At 61.5% G+C, this 16,338-nt stretch carries 18 protein-coding genes; 16 read left to right on the top strand and 2 right to left on the bottom strand.

Annotated features, from left to right (window positions below):
- Window positions 1-32: 32 nt before the first annotated feature.
- The gene (locus tag OP10G_RS06570; RefSeq protein ID WP_025226678.1) at window positions 33-3,140 is read right to left on the bottom strand and encodes an alpha-mannosidase; all 3,108 of its coding nucleotides are present in this window, start codon (window positions 3,138-3,140) and stop codon (window positions 33-35) included.
- 73 nt (window positions 3,141-3,213) lie between these two features.
- On the opposite strand from OP10G_RS06570, the gene OP10G_RS25675 reads away from it, so the two are divergent.
- The 15 genes from OP10G_RS25675 to OP10G_RS06500 all read left to right on the top strand — a co-directional run bounded on the left by OP10G_RS25675 (window position 3,214) and on the right by OP10G_RS06500 (window position 14,849).
- On the top strand, window positions 3,214-4,104 hold the full coding sequence (locus OP10G_RS25675) for a DNA-processing protein DprA (RefSeq protein WP_084178851.1): 891 nt from the start codon (window positions 3,214-3,216) through the stop codon (window positions 4,102-4,104).
- A 36-nt stretch (window positions 4,105-4,140) separates the two neighbouring features.
- Window positions 4,141-4,476 (top strand): hypothetical protein, encoded by a 336-nt coding sequence (locus OP10G_RS06560; protein WP_025226680.1) that lies wholly within the window; start codon window positions 4,141-4,143, stop codon window positions 4,474-4,476.
- Window positions 4,477-4,676: 200 nt separating this feature from the next.
- Entirely contained in the window at window positions 4,677-5,378 is a 702-nt protein-coding gene (locus OP10G_RS06555; protein ID WP_025226681.1) for a CoA transferase subunit A, read from the top strand.
- A gap of 2 nt (window positions 5,379-5,380) precedes the next feature.
- Entirely contained in the window at window positions 5,381-5,860 is a 480-nt protein-coding gene (locus OP10G_RS06550; protein ID WP_025226682.1) for a DinB family protein, read from the top strand.
- 65 nt (window positions 5,861-5,925) lie between these two features.
- On the top strand, window positions 5,926-6,288 hold the full coding sequence (locus OP10G_RS25670) for a four-helix bundle copper-binding protein (protein ID WP_084178850.1): 363 nt from the start codon (window positions 5,926-5,928) through the stop codon (window positions 6,286-6,288).
- 121 nt (window positions 6,289-6,409) lie between these two features.
- Window positions 6,410-7,321, top strand: a complete 912-nt coding sequence (locus tag OP10G_RS06545) for a ring-cleaving dioxygenase (RefSeq protein WP_265101687.1) — start codon at window positions 6,410-6,412, stop codon at window positions 7,319-7,321.
- Complete coding sequence (locus OP10G_RS06540; RefSeq protein WP_025226685.1) at window positions 7,315-7,902, top strand: alpha/beta hydrolase; 588 nt, start codon at window positions 7,315-7,317, stop codon at window positions 7,900-7,902. The genes OP10G_RS06545 and OP10G_RS06540 overlap by 7 nt, the downstream gene beginning before the upstream one ends.
- A 57-nt stretch (window positions 7,903-7,959) precedes the next feature.
- A complete protein-coding gene (locus OP10G_RS06535) occupies window positions 7,960-8,700 on the top strand; it encodes a YebC/PmpR family DNA-binding transcriptional regulator (RefSeq protein ID WP_025226686.1) in 741 nt (246 codons plus the stop codon).
- Window positions 8,697-9,788 (top strand): rhomboid family protein, encoded by a 1,092-nt coding sequence (locus OP10G_RS06530; RefSeq protein ID WP_025226687.1) that lies wholly within the window; start codon window positions 8,697-8,699, stop codon window positions 9,786-9,788. Before OP10G_RS06535 ends, OP10G_RS06530 begins: the two co-directional genes overlap by 4 nt.
- Window positions 9,776-10,426: a lysophospholipid acyltransferase family protein gene (locus tag OP10G_RS06525; protein WP_025226688.1), complete on the top strand. Its 651-nt coding sequence runs from the start codon at window positions 9,776-9,778 to the stop codon at window positions 10,424-10,426. Before OP10G_RS06530 ends, OP10G_RS06525 begins: the two co-directional genes overlap by 13 nt.
- Before the next feature lie 244 nt (window positions 10,427-10,670).
- Window positions 10,671-11,858, top strand: coding sequence for a saccharopine dehydrogenase family protein (locus OP10G_RS06520; protein ID WP_025226689.1), 1,188 nt, complete (start codon window positions 10,671-10,673; stop codon window positions 11,856-11,858).
- 54 nt (window positions 11,859-11,912) lie between these two features.
- Window positions 11,913-13,514, top strand: a complete 1,602-nt coding sequence (locus tag OP10G_RS06515; protein WP_025226690.1) for a beta-N-acetylhexosaminidase — start codon at window positions 11,913-11,915, stop codon at window positions 13,512-13,514.
- Window positions 13,515-13,616: 102 nt separating this feature from the next.
- Complete coding sequence (locus OP10G_RS06510) at window positions 13,617-13,856, top strand: hypothetical protein (protein WP_025226691.1); 240 nt, start codon at window positions 13,617-13,619, stop codon at window positions 13,854-13,856.
- A 101-nt stretch (window positions 13,857-13,957) separates the two neighbouring features.
- Entirely contained in the window at window positions 13,958-14,407 is a 450-nt protein-coding gene (locus tag OP10G_RS06505; protein ID WP_025226692.1) for a DoxX family protein, read from the top strand.
- On the top strand, window positions 14,379-14,849 hold the full coding sequence (locus tag OP10G_RS06500; protein WP_025226693.1) for a GNAT family N-acetyltransferase: 471 nt from the start codon (window positions 14,379-14,381) through the stop codon (window positions 14,847-14,849). The genes OP10G_RS06505 and OP10G_RS06500 overlap by 29 nt, the downstream gene beginning before the upstream one ends.
- Window positions 14,850-14,917: 68 nt before the next feature.
- Here OP10G_RS06500 and OP10G_RS06495 read toward each other — a convergent pair whose 3' ends face one another.
- Window positions 14,918-15,328 (bottom strand): OsmC family protein, encoded by a 411-nt coding sequence (locus OP10G_RS06495; RefSeq protein ID WP_025226694.1) that lies wholly within the window; start codon window positions 15,326-15,328, stop codon window positions 14,918-14,920.
- Between the two features lie 144 nt (window positions 15,329-15,472).
- On the opposite strand from OP10G_RS06495, the gene OP10G_RS06490 reads away from it, so the two are divergent.
- Window positions 15,473-16,300, top strand: a complete 828-nt coding sequence (locus tag OP10G_RS06490; protein ID WP_025226695.1) for a PPK2 family polyphosphate kinase — start codon at window positions 15,473-15,475, stop codon at window positions 16,298-16,300.
- Window positions 16,301-16,338 lie beyond the last annotated feature (38 nt).

The following is a 16,338-nucleotide window of genomic DNA, read 5'->3' as shown; positions in this document are numbered from 1 at the left end:
AACTTGGGCTACCGGCTGGAAGCCGGCGCCACTTACGACTTGAGTTTGATCGTTAGGATTTCGAACGGTTTGTAGTCGAACTCGACGAGGCCGTCTTGGACTTCCATTTCGGCGATCTCGTTTTCTTCGAGGTCGCACAGCATCGCGGTCGCGAACGGCCTCGCGCAGGCGAGCTCGGCCCGGCCGCGGGCGTTGTGGCACTCGTACAGACGGACGATGAGGGCGTCGGAGTCCTCCGCCTTCTTCACCGCCTCGATTACGATGTTTCGGTCCTCGCAAGCGACGAATGCGGGCAGCGTCCCCGCCTCTCCGACTTGCGGTTGAAGCCAAGCGGTGCGGAGAGGGGCGTTGAACGCGTAGGCGGCCTGAACGATGCCGGCGTAGTTGTACGGTCCGTAATGGGGAACTAGCGAGTAGCTGAACCGGTGGCGGCCCATGTCACAAGTCGGGTCCGGCGCCTTCGGCGCGCGGAGCAGGGTCAGCCGCATCACGTTGCCGTGGATGTCGTAACCGTACTTACCGTCGTTGATCAAGGCGACGCCTTGGTCCCCTTCGCTAAGGTCGGCCCACTTCTGAGCGCAGACTTCGAACTTGGCCATGTCCCACGACGTGTTGTAGTGGGTGGCGCGCTCGACGTTGCCGAACTGGATCTCGTACGTCGCGCGGCCGGAGTTCACATTGACCGGGAACGCCACCTTGAGGAGCTTGTCCTCCTCCTGCCAGTCGATTTCGGTGTCGAACCGGATGCCCGGCGTAGGGCCAAGCGAGATTCGTTGGCGGATCGTCGACTTGCCGAATCGCTTGACGATCTCGGCGGCGACGCGTACCGGACCGCGCTCCACGATCTCGAAGCTCTCGCTTCGCAGCAGCTCCTGGCCCGTTTCGTAGGCGTAAACGTCGATGTCCCAGGCCGACCAGAAGAGCGGCTTGTCTTCAAAGAGTTGGAAGACGTTGCCGAGGCGCCCCGGCTCCAAAAACTCGGTGCTGTCTTCGAGGCTCTGGATCGAAGTGAGGTTCCCGTGGGGGTCGAACCGCACCGCGATCTCGCCGTTTTCGATTCGCCGGTTGCTCGCTTTGAGCCGAGTTTTGACCGTGGGCGCGGCGTCCGAGAGGTCAGCGACGGTGACGGCGCCGAGGGCGGCCGCCGGGGTCGCGAAGATCAGCTTTCGTTCGCCGAATTCTTCGACGAGCTGAACCGGAGCGTTCTCTTCGGTCGTTACCAAGGCGGTCGGCGCTGCGTCTTCGATCCAAGGGATCGAGGCTTGACCGACCATCGAGGCGTTTTGGAAAAGCGCCACCGGGCGAGTCATTCCGCTGGTGTCGAAGGCGCCCGCGATCTGCGTTAGCCGCTCCTCCACGATCCGGTCGCCCGCTTCGATGACCTTGCGGTACTCCCGGTCGCTGTCGACGTAAACCTCGCGAACGGAGGAGCCCGGAATGATGTCGTGGAACTGATTAAGAAGCACCAGCTTCCATGCCTCTTCCAATTCGCCTTGCGGATAGGTTGCAGGAAAGCCGGGATCGAAACAGGCGAGCAGCTCGGCGTCGCGCAGTAGGAACTCGCACTTGCGGTTGTCTCGCTTATTGGCGGCTTGGCTGGTGTAGGTGCCTCGGTGAAGCTCTAGATAGAGTTCGCCGACCCAAGTCATCAGGTCCTTGGAGCGCGCCTTCGCGTCGCGGAAGAAGTCGATCGCCCGCTTGCCGATGGCGACATCGGGGAAACTCGGCGCAAGCCGTCCGCGGCGCAAGAACTCCAGATGTCGTTCCGTCGGACCGCCGCCGCCGTCGCCAAATCCGAAGAGATAGAGCGATTGATCGCTTCGGCCATGGTCCTTGTAGTTCTTGACCGAAGCGACGATCTCCTTCGGCTCGGAACTGGCGTTGTAGGTGTCGGCGGGTGGGAAGTGGGTCCAAACCCGCGTCCCATCGATCCCTTGCCACCAGAACGTGTGGTGCGGGAATTTGTTGAACTGATTCCAGGAGATTTTCTGCGTGAGGAAGTACTTGATGTTGAACTTCGCCAGGATCTGCGGAAGGGCGGCCGAGTAGCCGAAAACATCCGGGAGCCACATATCCTGCGTCTCGTAGCCGAGCTTGTCGCGGAAGTAGCGCCGCCCGTATAGGAACTGCCGAATCAGGGATTCGGCGCCCGTGAGGTTGCAGTCTGCTTCGACCCACATGGAGCCGACCGGCTCCCACTGGCCGCGGTCGATCGCCGCTTTCACCCGTTCGAAAAGGGCCGGATACTCCTTTTCCAACCACTCATACTGGCTCGCCTGCGAGTGGGCGAAGACGTACTCCGGATACCGCTCCATCAGCCCGAGCTGCGTGGAGGTGGTGTGGGCCATCTTCTTTTTGGTGATCTCGATCGGCCAGAGCCAAGCCGTGTCGAGGTGGGCGTGGCCGACCGGGACGATGGTGTGCTTGAACTCGCCATTTAGCGAGCCCATGGCGTCGCGAATCAGTTTCCGGCACCGGCTAATCGTCTCGCGATTTTCAGGGGAGTACGTATTCACGACCTCGTTAAGGGCGCGCAAGATCGTGATATGGGCGGGATCGTTCTCGTCGATCGTCCCCAGCAGCCCAATGGCGAAGTCGACGTCGTAGTACAGATCCTTTGTTTCCGGATCGACGACGACGAACTCGGCTTTGTCGACGGTTTCGGTGGTCGCCGATCGCGGGGCTTCCTTGCCGTGCACGACAACCTCGGAGTTGCGGGTGTACGACTGAACGAGATACTCGACCTTTTCCCCGCCTTTAGCAAGCGCCGACCCGGACATGGCGCTTCCCTCGAGCCAGCCAAAGTCGGAGTGTTCGACGTCGACGCCGCACCAGGGGGAGCCGTCCTTCCAGACCGTGCGCTCGCCGCCTAATTCGGCGATGACCGCTACTGGCTTGTCCTTGAAGCTCTCCGGCATCGTGCCCGACAATCTGAACCAGAACGTGGTGTAGGCAGGTCCGTAGGCATAGCCCTTGGCGACCTCCTTCCAGGGGCCTTTCATGGCTTCGGTTTGATTGGCAGCGCCGCTTTCGTTGATCTCGATACGAAGGGGAGCGCGATCGCTATAAAGCCGCGGGCGCAATTCGTACCGGAGGAAAGACGCGATGCGCCGGCGGGTGAGGTCGGAGTGCTTAAGCATCGGAGGAGCAGAGAGCTTACCTGTGGCGGATGGCCCGGAGGGTTTGCCGATGTACGATATAATGTACTAATCGATGGGTACTTTATGCGATGTCGAGCCCTGCTTGGAAGAAGCGCACGTCGCGCTCGTGGCGCTATACCTACGGGGCGCCCCCCGTCCGTTCACCCCCAGTCCTCGCCTGTGGCCCCAGGTGGTGAGCGCCATCCGTGAATCCGGCGTCCCCGGGCAAATTCCGTCCGCGCTCCGCGCCAAGGGTCTTGGGCGCGAGGCATGGCTGGTGGAGGAGCCTTCACTCTGGACGTGGGCGGCGTCGGCGGCTTCGTCCTCTCTTAGCGTGATGTCGCAAGGGTATCCGGCTCGTTGGCGAGACGTACTTGGGGCGGCGGCGCCTCCCGTAGTTTGGGCTCGCGGGGCTAGGTCTAGCGGAGGCGGCCGCCTGATCGGGGTAGTGGGGAGCCGGGACGTCGGTCCCCGGGTAGCCCGGTTTGCTCACGAAGCGGCACGCGAGGCGGTCCGGTTGGGGTTCGGCGTTGTTTCGGGCGGCGCGGAAGGCTGCGACGCGGCCGCGGCGCAGGGCGCGGTTGGAGCCGGCGGTTCGGTCGTTACCGTCTTGCCGTGCGGCCTCTCTTGCCGCCGGGAGGCCGGTCTTGGTCTCGAGCTCTCCGTATGCGCACCGGACGAGCCTTTCTCGACCGCCGCCGCGATGGAGCGAAACGCGCTTATCTACGCCGCTTCGGGGGCCACCGTCGTGGCCCAAGCCCGGCTTCGCACCGGGGGCACCTGGCACGGCGCCACGGACGCCCTTCGCCGGCGGCTGACGCGTCTCCTCGTTCGCGTCGACGCGACGTCGGTGGCTCACCGCGCGCTTATCGGGCTTGGCGGGGTTCCCCTTTCCACCCCATGCGATCTCGGAGATGCGGTAACGGCGGCGGCTCCCCAGTCGGCGCTCTTTGCCTTGGGTTAACCGGCGCGAAGCGTAGATGAACCATCCTAAGGGGAAATGCGCGTTCTGCTTTTCGAAGACAACCTGATGTGGAGCTCCCGATTGGTTCAAACGCTCCGGGGGCATGGGCACGAGCCGCTACTGAGAATGGGAATTCCGAGCGAATCCGAAGGCGCGTCGGTGGCCGTCATCAACCTCGGCTCCGCCTCTCCCGATCCGAAAGAACTGGTGGCGAAGCTGCACGAGCTCGGAGTGAAAGTGCTCGCCCACGCCGGACATCGGGAAAAGGAGCTGATGGACTTGGGACGAGCGGCCGGGGCCGACCGGCTGGCGACAAACAGCGAGTTGACCTTCAAATTGCCTGCCCTCCTCGACTCCTTCGGCCGGGACTAAAGACCTAGCGGCCAACAAAACGCGAACGATGGGCCGCCGCCATCCGGTCCTCGGGGTGGCTTATCCGAAAAAGGACAACCGACGTGACTTTGGGCTCCTCTTAGGAGCCCTTTTTTCATATAGGCGCTCTCCGGACGATGTAGACTTCTGAGGCGGGCGAGGTTGGCCGTTGGGCTTTCCTCCACCGTGGTTGAAGCTCTATGAACAAGGTTTTTCCGGACGCGACGTCGGCGCTCGAAGGGTTGCTGTTCGACGGTATGACGATTATGTCGGGAGGGTTCGGCCTCTGCGGGATCCCGGAACACCTGATCCTCGCCCTCCGCGATTCCGGAGTGAAGGAGATCACCGTCATCAGCAACAACTGCGGCGTGGACGACTTCGGCATGGGGCTCCTGCTGCAGACCCGGCAAATCAAAAAGATGGTCTCCTCGTACGTCGGGGAGAACGCGGAGTTTGAGCGGCAGTTCCTAGCCGGCGAACTGGAGCTTGAATTCAACCCGCAAGGGACATTGGCGGAGCGAATCCGCGCGGGCGGAGCCGGCATCCCCGCCTTCTTCACGAAGACCGGTTACGGCACGCTCGTCGCGGAAGGGAAGGAGACCCGGGACTTCGGCGGCGAAATATACGTGATGGAGAGAGGATTGAAGGCAGATCTCTCAGTCGTTAAAGCTTGGAAAGGGGACGCTTCGGGGAACCTAATCTACAAAGAGACGGCGCGGAACTTCAATCCGATGATGGCGACGGCGGGTAAGGTGTGCGTCGCGGAGGTGGAAGAGCTGGTGGAAGTCGGCGAGCTCGACGCGGACAACATCCACACTCCCGGCATCTACGTCGACCGAATTCTTATGGGAACGCATTACGAGAAGCGGATCGAACGCAGGACGACCCGCCCCCGAGGCTAAAGATGGACGAGCTGTGGAAACAAAGCGCCATTGATCTCTTGGATGAAGCGTACGTCTCACCCGAGTACGAGCACACCTGGTTCAAGGACAACGATCCGGACTCGAGTCTCATTCCTAGTTTTCGCTCCCTTACCGCGGAGGATGCGGAGCGAAAGCCGGTCGTTGGGCGAAATGCGGTCGCCGGGCACGCGGTGCACCTTGCCACTTCTTTGGAGGGGGCCGCGATTGCCATGCGGGGAGGTCCTTATGCAGTCGACTGGGAGAAAAGCTGGGAATTTCCGAGGCCGCTAACCCAAGCCGCCTGGGAAGAGATCTGCGACCGCCTGGAGCGGGCATATCTGGATGTGCGGGGCATCGTCGCGGCGAATACTGACTGGTCGAATCCGATCTACTCCAAGAGCGTCCAAGCCTTGCTCGCCCATGCGGCGTACCACCTCGGCTCGATCCGGCAGATCGCCGCGGATCGGCTCCCCCGCGCCTAGCCAAAGTCGTCCCTGCCATTCCTTAGCATTAGGATCAGTATTCAGCTCAAGGAGTCCAACGAAATATGGATAAGAAACTCATGGATGAGTGCATCAAGAACTGTCAGGAGTGCCATGCTGCCTGCGCTTCTCTGATTCCGCACTGTCTGCACCTTGGTGGATCGCACTCGTCGAAGGAGCACATCGGACTCCTTCAAGATTGCGCCCATATCTGCGCCACCGCGCTCTCGTTTATGCTGCGCGAAAGTCCTCGCCACACGCTTACCTGCGGAGCTTGCGCGGCGGTTTGCCGCGAGTGCGCGACGGACTGCGAGGCTGGCGCGAACGGCGACGCTTGGATGCTGGCGTGTGCGGAACAATGCCGCACCTGTGCCGATTCATGCGCTCGCATGGTTTCGTTGCGGATGCCCGCGGTCTCGATGCATTGAGCTGTTGCGGACTGAGTGCCTACTCCCGCGGATAAGCACCGAAGGGCGGTCTTTTACGCGCTTGGATGTTGCATCATAGGTGCCAAGCTTTATGCCCGCCCGTATCCTTGGTATCCACCATATGAGCGCCATCTCCGGTCCGGCGCAGGAGAACTTCGATTTTTATTCGGGGGTATTGGGCTTTCGGTTGGTCAAGCTGACTGTCAACTTCGACGATCCCACCGCCTATCACCTTTATTACGGGGATGGGGCAGGGTCGCCCGGTTCCATCGTGACCTTCTTTCCTTATCCCAACGGATATCCGGGGCGTCCGGGAAGCGGTCAGGTTACGGTGACGTCGCTGTCGGTTCCGCACGGGTCGCTGACCTATTGGGCAGACCGGTTCAAGGAATTCGAGGTCGATTTCGACCGGGTTGCTCACCGTGGCTCCGGCCATGTTCTCCCCTTTCGCGCGCCGGATGGCTTGCCGCTCGAGCTAGTTGCGGCTAGCGACCATGTTCCCGGAGTTGAGTGGGACGATACCGACGTTCTGCCCGAGTTCGCCATTTCCGTGGTTCGTTCGGTCACGATGGTTGTGCGCCAGTTGGAGCCGACGGCCGAGCTTCTCACCGGGCTTCTTGGGTTTCGCCTTGCGGATGAGCGGGAAAACCGTCATCGATACGAGGTTGCCGAGGGTGGCCCCGGAAAGTCGATCGAGGTAGTGGTCGATGCCGAGGGGCCGGTCGGTCGCCCTGGCCATGGCAGCGTCCATCACGTGGCGTTTCGGATCGCCGACGATGCGGAACAGCTCGCCGCGAAGGCCGAATTGACGGCCGCCGGCTTTCAGGTGAGCCCGGTGATGGACCGAGATTATTTCCGGTCGATTTACTTCCGCGAGCCGGGCGGGGTGCTCTTGGAGATCGCCACCGACGGCCCCGGATTCACAACAGACGAGACGCTCGAAGACCTGGGCGGTGGTTTGCGGCTCCCGAGCCAGTTCGCCAACCACCGCCGGCAAATAGAAAGGTCGCTCCCACCGTTGAAGATATGGTGAGCGATTTCATTCACCTCGAAGAGCCGGGCGATCCCACGCTCGTGATGCTGCACGGCACCGGGGGCGACGAAATTGAGATGCTCCAGTTCGGCAAGGAGCTCTCCCGGCGCACTGGCTTCCTCTCCTTGAGGGGGAAAGAGCCGGAGGGGCGCGTCAATCGCTGGTTCCGCCGGTTCGGCGAGGGAGTCTTCGACGAGCCGAACCTGCGCATGCGGACAGAAGAATTGGCGGACTACGTGATGGAGAAGCTTCCCGAAAAGAAGCGGGTTGCGGTCGGCTTTTCCAACGGAGCGAACATCGCCGCCGCGACGCTGCTGCTTCGCCCCGAGGCGTTCGACGCCGCCGCTCTGCTGGCCCCGATGGTGCCATTGCAGCCCGACACCCTGCCCGATCTCGGCGGCAAGCCGATCCTGATGATCTGCGGCGAGCGCGACCCAATGGTCCCTCGGATGAACGCGCTCGCTTTGGCTACGATGTTCGAGACCGCCGGCGCGGCCTTGGAACTCCACTGGCACCCCGGCGGCCATGGATTCGGCCCGGCCGAACTCAACGTGCTCAAAGCCTGGATCGCCCGGCTCTAAGCCGTGTCGGCGTCCCAGCCTATGGATGCTCAATGCTCCCGGTACAATCTCGGGAATATGGCTGGCCATTCCAAATGGAAGAACATCAAGATCCGCAAGGGAAAGCAAGATGCGATCCGCGGAAAGATGTTCACGAAGATGAGCAAAGAGATCATCGTCGCGGCGAAGATGGGCGGCGGAGATGTTTCCATGAACCCACGCCTTCGCGTGGCGGTAGAAAAGGCGCGAGTGAACTCGATGCCCGTCGACAACATCAAGCGCGCGATCGCTCGCGGCACCGGTGAGATCGAAGGGGCCGATTACGAAGAGATCGTATACGAGGGATACGGGCCAAGCGGCGCCGCGATCATGCTCGAGTGCTACAGCGAGAACCGAAACCGCACCGTGAGCGAAGTGCGGCACGCGTTCGCCAAGCACGGCGGCAATATGGCCGAGAACGGCTCGGTGAGCTGGCAATTCAAGCACCTCGGCCAGATCGTCGTCGAACGCGGGAGCCTCGACGAAGACGAGTTTACGTTGGCCGCTCTCGAAGCCGGAGCCGAAGACGTGGTCGTAGACGAGGAGAGCTTTACTGTCTACACAGCGATGGAAGAGCTCCACAAAGTGAATGAGGCGATGGAGAAAGCCGGGTTCAAGCCCCAGGACGTGAACCTGACCTACATACCTACGAACAAGGCAACTCTTTCCGAAGCCGACCAGATCAAGCTGCTTAAGTTGCTCGACGCCCTCGACGACTTGGACGACGTTCAGGAAACTTACGTCAACGTCGATATCGACGACGAAGCACTGGAGGCGTGATCGAGCGACGCGTCCCGATCGTGACGCTGATCCTGATTGGGGCGAACCTCGTTGCGGCGTTCGCCCTGATCATTTCCCCTAGCCTCGCCGAGGAGCTAGGGTTCAATCCCGCGCGCCCTCGCCTGTCCTCCGCCGTAACCGGGCTTTTTCTCCACGCGAACCTCTTTCACCTGCTCGGCAACATGGTCTTTCTGGCCGCGGTCGGCGCGGCGGTCGAACTGGCTACCGGGTCGTTGCGCTTTGCTCTGGTCTATTTTTTTGCCGGACTTTGCGGAGTGGCCGTGCACTATCTGGTGACCCGTGGAACCCAAAGTCCGGCTTCGCTCGTCGGAGCGAGCGGCGCGATCGCCGGGTGCGCCGCGTACTACTCGGTTCGCTACACCGGACTCAAAGTCGCATTTGCCCCGCATCGCGCGCTGAGCGTGGCGGCGGTGACCGGAATCTGGGTGATCTTACAGGTAGTGGGCGCGTTCGTCCGAGTAGGGCAGACAGAGGGGGGAACCTCCTACTGGGCTCACCTGGGCGGCTTCGCGGGCGGCGTTCTGCTCAGCCTGCTTTTTCGAGCGCCCGACCTGGGACAGATCCGGCTCGGCCACGAAGTTTTGGAGCAGATGAACGACCGTGGGCCGGGAGCGGTCGTTACGGCGGCGACCCGCCACCTGGAAAAGCACCCGCGCGATCTTAAGGCGCTTTGGGAGTTGGCAAACGCCCAGCGGTTGCTTGGCGAAGGGGAGGCGGAGGCCGACGTCCTTCTGCGCCTTTTGGAGATCGAAAGCGAGGAAGAGGTTCCAGAGGTCTTGCGGCGGCTTTGCCAAGCCGGGCGAGTAACGCGACTTCCGACCCTTCGCCGCCTGCAGCTTGCCGACCGGATACGCCTTTCATCGCCGGCGATCGCAAAAGCGTTGCTGCGAAGCGTCGTCGAGGGCGAGCGATCGGAGCCGCAACGGCCCGATGCGATCTTGTCGCTAGCGACTCTCGAGCGGGACGAGAGCCCCGTCCGTGCCGAAGAGCTCCTTGGCGAGCTAAGCTCCGAATACCCAATGCACCCAGCAGCCGAATTGGCAAGGAAGCGTGGATGGATCGGCTGAAGTACGGCTGGCGCGCCGTGCGTCCGAGGCTGATCAGCGGGGTGCTCTACGGCATCCTCCGATTTCTCGGCGCTACGATCCGGATGCGACTGATCGACGAGCCCGAAGACGAAGCTCGAACGATCTTCTGCGGCTGGCACGGCCGGTCTCTGCTCTTCGCCAACCGGTATCGCGGACGGGGCTGGTGGGTAATCATCTCGCAGAGCAACGACGGCGAGATGCAGACCCGGATCTTTCGAAAGCTGGGATTCCAGATCATTCGTGGCAGCACCGGGCGCGGCGGCGTGCGGGCGGCGGTGGAGGCGATCAGGGCGCTGAAAGATGGCGGGACCATGGCGATCACCCCGGACGGCCCACGCGGCCCCAGCGGGGTGGTGCAGGGCGGCGTGATGCTGATGGCTCAAAAGAGCGGCGCGAAACTGGTGCCGATGGGGATCTCCGCGCGGCCTCGAATCTTTATTAAATCTTGGGACCGGTACATGTTCCCTCTCCCGTTCGGCCGAGGAATCTTCATCTTCGGCGAGCCCCTGACCGTGGAGAAGGACGCCGACGAAGCGGAAGTCGAGCGCGTCCGCCTAAAGCTCCAGGAAGAGATCCACCGCCTGGAAGCTGAAGCCGAACGCATGCTGGGCTATTAGTGGCACGGCGCTTCCAGCCCGCGTGTATCACGACCATCCTGGTCGTGGGAATGAGGCCAGGGGCAGGATGCCCTTGGGACCCACTGGCTGGAAGCCAGTGCCACGGGTGGTCGTGATAATCCGCCAACGGCAAGATGCCCTTGGGACCCATTGGCTAAAAGCCGGTGGCACGGCGGGCGGCTAGAATGTAGGACGAAGGCCGTCGCCGGCCTCCCCCGGAACAAGGGAGTTTCAGGACTCAAAAATGGATAAGACTTTCGCGATTCTCGGTGCTGGGATGCAGGGCACCGCCGCTGCCTACGACCTCGCCAAATTCGCCGACCCCGCCACGATCCTGCTCGCCGACGCGCGGATCGAACAAGCCGACCGCAGTGCCCAAAGGGTCAATGCGTTGGTCGGAAGGACAATCTGCAGGCCGATGCAGGTGGACGCGTTGGATCCCGAAGCGCTCGCGGCATTCCTTCAGCCGGTGGACGTGCTTCTGAGCTGCGTACCGTACTGGATGCACCCCCGCATCGCCAAGGTCGCGATCGAAACCGGGACGAACATGTGCGATCTCGGTGGGAACACCGAGATTACGATGGAGACACTCCAGCTTGACGAAGCCGCCAAAGCCGCCGGGGTCACCCTCATCCCCGATACCGGTCTCGCCCCCGGATTGGTTAATTCGGTCGGCAAGTTCCTCATCGAAAAGCTCGATGAGGCCGAATCGGTCTGCCTTTACTGCGGCGTGCTCCCGCAGCATCCGATCCCTCCGTTCAACTACAAGCTCACGTTCAACATCGAAGGCCTGCTCACCGAGTACGACTACAAGGCCGTGGTGCTGCGCGACGGCGAAATCGTCATGGTCGACACCCTCTCCGAGTTGGAGGAGATCGACGTGGAAGGGCTGGGCCGGATGGAAGCGTTCACCACTTCGGGTGGTACCAGCACCGCGCCGTACACGTTCCAAGACCGTGTGACGAGCTATCAGTACAAGACGATCCGTTTTCCCGGGCACTGTGAAAAGATGCGGATCTTCAAGGATTTTGGTTTTTGGGGCGAGGAGCCGGTCGATATCAAGGGTTCGGTGGTGCGCCCCCGCGATCTGTTCTACAAGGTCTTCGGCGACCGGTTGGCGGCGATCCAAGATACCGACCAATGCATCGTGCGGGGGGTGGGTGAAGGGATCCGTAATGGTGAGCGAGTTCGGCTACAGGTCGACATCCACGACCGTCAGTGCGAAGCCACCGGTTTCACGAGCATGGAGCGGACGACCGGCTTCTCCATCTCGATCCACGCCGCCGCCATCGCCGCCGGAGAAGTGCCGCCTGGAGCCATCCGTTACGAAAACGCAATCACCGGCGCCCGATTCATGGAGGAGATCCAACGGCGGGGAATTACGTTTAAGTTCTCTGAAGAGAGACTTGGCAACGTACGCTTGGCGGTGTGAACATATCGGAACCCCATCCTGCTAAGGTTATGGGGTTCCGATACTCCACCAGCCATGTCCCAGCTTGCCCAATCTCTTGCGATCATCCCCCTGCCTGCCGTTATCGAGCCTCGGGAAGGATCGTTCGTCTTCGGTCCGCAGACGCGGATTGCGGTCAGCCTGGATAGTCGGGAACTTGGGGAGCGGCTTCGAAGCGAGCTTCGTCCGGCGATGGGATTCTCGCTTGAACTGACCGGGCGCGGCGGCAAAGATACGATCTCCCTCGGACTTGATAGAAGCCTAAAACTCGGTCCGGAGGGATACCAGATCGAGGCGGCCGCCGACCAGATCGACATCCGTGCCGTCGAACCCGCGGGACTCTTCTACGGAATCCAGACGCTCAAGCAGATGCTCCCGGCGGCGGTGTTTCGGCAGGGACGTCAGGAGGGGGTGGAGTGGAGCGTCCCATCCGCAAGCATTAAGGATTCTCCCCGTTTCGGTTGGAGGGGGGCGCACCTCGACGTCTCCCGGTACTTCATGCCGAAGGAGTTCCTCCTCAAGTTTATCGACCTGCTGGCGCTCCACAAGCTCAACACCTTTCACCTTCACCTCACGGACGACCAAGGGTGGCGGATGGAGATCAAGAAATATCCGAAGCTGACCGAGGTGGGGGCCTGGCGGAGCGACTCGATGCTCACCTACGATCCCCCCACCCACGATGGGAAGCCGCACGGCGGTTTTTACACGCAGGAAGACTTGCGGGAGATCGTGGCGTACGCCAAAGAGCGGTTCATAACCGTCGTTCCGGAGATCGAAATGCCCGGACACGCGCAGGCCGCGATCGCCGCCTATCCGGAGCTTGGGAACTCCGGTCTTCCGTTGCCGGTGGGCGTTACTTGGGGAGTCAACGAGAACGTCTACAGCGTCGACGAAGCGACGATCCAATTCAACAAGGACGTGCTCGCCGAGGTGATGGAGGTCTTCCCTTCGAAATTCATCCACATCGGAGGCGACGAGGTTCCCAAGACCCAGTGGAAAGCGAGCAAGGCCGCGCAGGCGAGGATTAAGGAGCTCGGCCTCCGAGACGAAGACGAGCTCCAAAGCTGGTTCGTCCGGCAAATGGACACCTTTCTCGCCGAGCAGGGCCGGAGATTGGTCGGGTGGGATGAAATCCTCGAGGGCGGACTCGCCCCTGGCGCGACGGTGATGAGTTGGCGTGGTGAGGAGGGTGGAATCGCCGCCGCCAAAGCCGGGCACGACGTGGTGATGGCGCCGAACCAGTGGACCTACTTCGACCATTATCAATCGCGGGACCACGCGAGCGAGCCGCACGCGATCGGCGGATTCTTGCCCCTGCAAAAGGTTTACGAGTACGATCCGATCCCGCCGGACCTCACGCCGGACGAGGCTGAGCACGTCCTCGGCGCTCAAGGGCAGGTCTGGACGGAGTACATCGCAACGCCAAAAGCGGTCGAGTATATGGCGTTCCCACGCCTATCGGCGCTAGCGGAGGTGGTCTGGTCGCCGGTAGATAAAAAGTGCTTCGACGGGTTCGTTACGAGGCTGCAGAAACATCTCGAAAGGTTGGAAGCAAAGGACGTGAAGTACCGTCCGCTGAGCCCCCAGCCACACCCCTTGAACGATTTAGAACCTGAGTTGGCTTCAAATCTGGTATGATGTACCTACGGGTGTGGCTCGCTGAGGCCGCTCTGGCTTGAAAACCTATGCAGGATATATCCTGCGCGGCGTCCCGCCCTTGTATAGATCGAGAGATTACCCGTGCTAAAAAACCAATCGACCGTCGTTTGTAAAGAGACTGGAACCGAGTGGCGTATTGAGCGTCGCACCCGCGGACAAGACCGCGATGGTGGGCCGGGTGGCAAGCCAATCCAGACGTGGGTTTTCGTTCTGACGAATAAGCTTGGTCACCGCCGTTTCGTGGCGCAAGAGAGAATGGCCGAATTCTTCGGAACCGAAGAAGCTGCCGTTGCGGCTCCGGCCGCCGACAGCTCCGAATAGCAACGTTTCCCGGGCCGCCGGCCCGTTGGAAACGGTGTTAAGCGATTGCTGGCCATCTTAAGATATCACCCGATACACAATCGGTTGTACACTCGTGACCGATGAAGGGCAATTCGCGAATCGATGTCGGGTTGCTGATCCTACGGATCGCACTAGGTTCGATCGTGCTGATCTATGGCTGCCAGAAGATGCTCGGCATCTTCGGCGGACACGGGTTTGCCAAGACGCTGGAGTTCTTCTCGGGAACCTTCGGCATACCCGAGGTGCTTGGAATTCTCGCGATCCTCACCGAATTCTTCGGTTCGATTTGCCTCATTCTGGGGATCGTGACCCCCGTTGCCGCCTTCGGTCTCGCCTGCAACTTTGCCGTGGCGACTTACATCAACTTACGGGCGCCGGGCGCCGTGGCCGGCGTTTTCTCATCTGGCGACCCGGCCAAGATGTCGAACGTCCTCTATCCCACCGCGCTTTTTTTCATGTCGGTGGCACTACTCATCATGGGAGCGGGTAAGTACTCCCTCGATGCCAAGTTCTTCCGCGGCCGCCGCTAACGCCATCCGCCCCGCCACCCGTGCCGATATCGGCCGCGTCTGGGAGCTCGTGCTCGAGCTTGCCGAGTACGAGCGGCTTACCCATACGGTCGTCGGCGACGCCTCGGCACTAGAGCGGAACGCATTCGACGACCGCCTCATCGAGATCTTCGTGATTGAGGAGCCGGGCGAGATCGTGGGATACACGATTTCGTATCGCACGTTCTCAACCTTCCGTACCCAGCCCGGAACTTGGCTGGAGGATCTTTACGTCACCCCGGAGTGCCGAGGAAAAGGATACGGAAAGGCGCTTCTCCAAAACCTAATCGACCGGTCCCGCGAACGCGGTGACGGCCGCCTCGAGTGGTCGGTCCTAGATTGGAATGAACCTGCGATCCTCTTTTACGGGTCGATGTCGGCCACCGTCCTCCCGGACTGGCGCGTCTGCCGCTTCGACCTTTAGGCCCCGCCCGATGATCCCGATGTTCACCGGGATCATCGGCGGGGACGCCGGCGCTACGGGGAGCGGCTTCAGGCGTCGATTGTTAGGTCGAGGGTGATCTCGGCATTGAGGACTTTCGAGATCGGGCACCCTTCCTTGGCCGCATGGGCGGCTTCTTCGATCTTCGCGCGGTCCGCTCCGGGCGCGGTGACGGTCGTCGTCAGCGCCGATTTCGTAATGGCGAGATTCTCCATCGTCACCGCGGCCGTGGTATCCACCTTCCCGCTGATGCCGCGATCGCCAAGCTGAGCGCTAAGCGCCATGCTGAAGCACGAGGCGTGGGCGGCGGCGATCAACTCCTCGGGGTTGACACCCACTCCGTCTTCAAAACGCGTCCGGAAGCTGTATTGCATCCCGTTCAGCGCGGTGCTTTGGGTCGAAACGACCCCCTTCCCATCCTTCAATCCCCCGTCCCAGACGGCATGCGCGGTTCTAATCATGATCTTGTTCTCCGTTCGCCTAAAGGGTACCGTCGGCGGGCGTCTGGCGCTGGGACCGGAGCGTTTGGTTTTTGATGGGTCTGATGTGTCTTATCCCAACGCCCAACGCCCAACGCCCGCGTCCGCCCATGTATCCTAAGCTCCATGCCGTACGCATATGAGGTCAAGCCGGGGGGCAACGTTAATCTTTCGCAGATCGATCCGGAGGATACGGCGGGGCTGGATAAGGAAGAGGGGCTTCGGCAGTTGTTCAAGCTGGGCGAGCGGATGGCCGAACTTCAGGAGCTCCTATTCGCAGCGCGCCAACACTCGCTTTTGATCGTGCTGCAAGGGCGCGATACCAGCGGAAAGGACGGAGCGATCCGTAGGATCCTCGACTTCGTGAACGTGCAGTCGACTCGCGTCGCTACGTTCAAGGTTCCTACCGAGAACGAACTCGCGCACGACTTCTTGTGGCGGGTGCACGCCGAGACACCGGGCAAAGGGGCCATCACGATCTTTAACCGTTCTCACTACGAGGATGTTTTAGCTGTCCGAGTGCACGAATTCGTCCCAAAGCCGGTTTGGAAAAAGCGGTACGACCACATCAACGCGTTCGAGCGGCTACTCACCGACTCGCAGACGATCGTGCTCAAGTTCTATCTTCACATCGATAAGAAAGAGCAGGAAGCGCGGCTGTTGGAACGGGAGAAAGAGCCGGAGAAATCCTGGAAGCTTTCCGTCGGCGACTGGGAAGAGCGGAAGCTCTGGGACAAGTACACGGATGCTTACGAAGACGCGATCCAGAAGTGCAGCACGCAAGAGGCAATCTGGCGCATCGTGCCGGCAAACCATAAGTGGTTTCGGGACCTCGCGGTCGCGGAGGCGGTCATTCGGGCGCTCGAGCCGTACGAGGATGGGTGGCGAGAAGCGCTCGCGGAGCAAGGGAAGGAACGGACGGCTGAGCTGGCCGAATACCGGGCGAAGAAGTAGCCGTGATCGGGCACGCTTCGCATGCCGGTTCCGTAAGA

The organism is Fimbriimonas ginsengisoli Gsoil 348, assembly GCF_000724625.1.
Lineage (GTDB): Bacteria > Armatimonadota > Fimbriimonadia > Fimbriimonadales > Fimbriimonadaceae > Fimbriimonas > Fimbriimonas ginsengisoli.
This window is presented reverse-complemented; position numbering and strand designations above follow the sequence as displayed.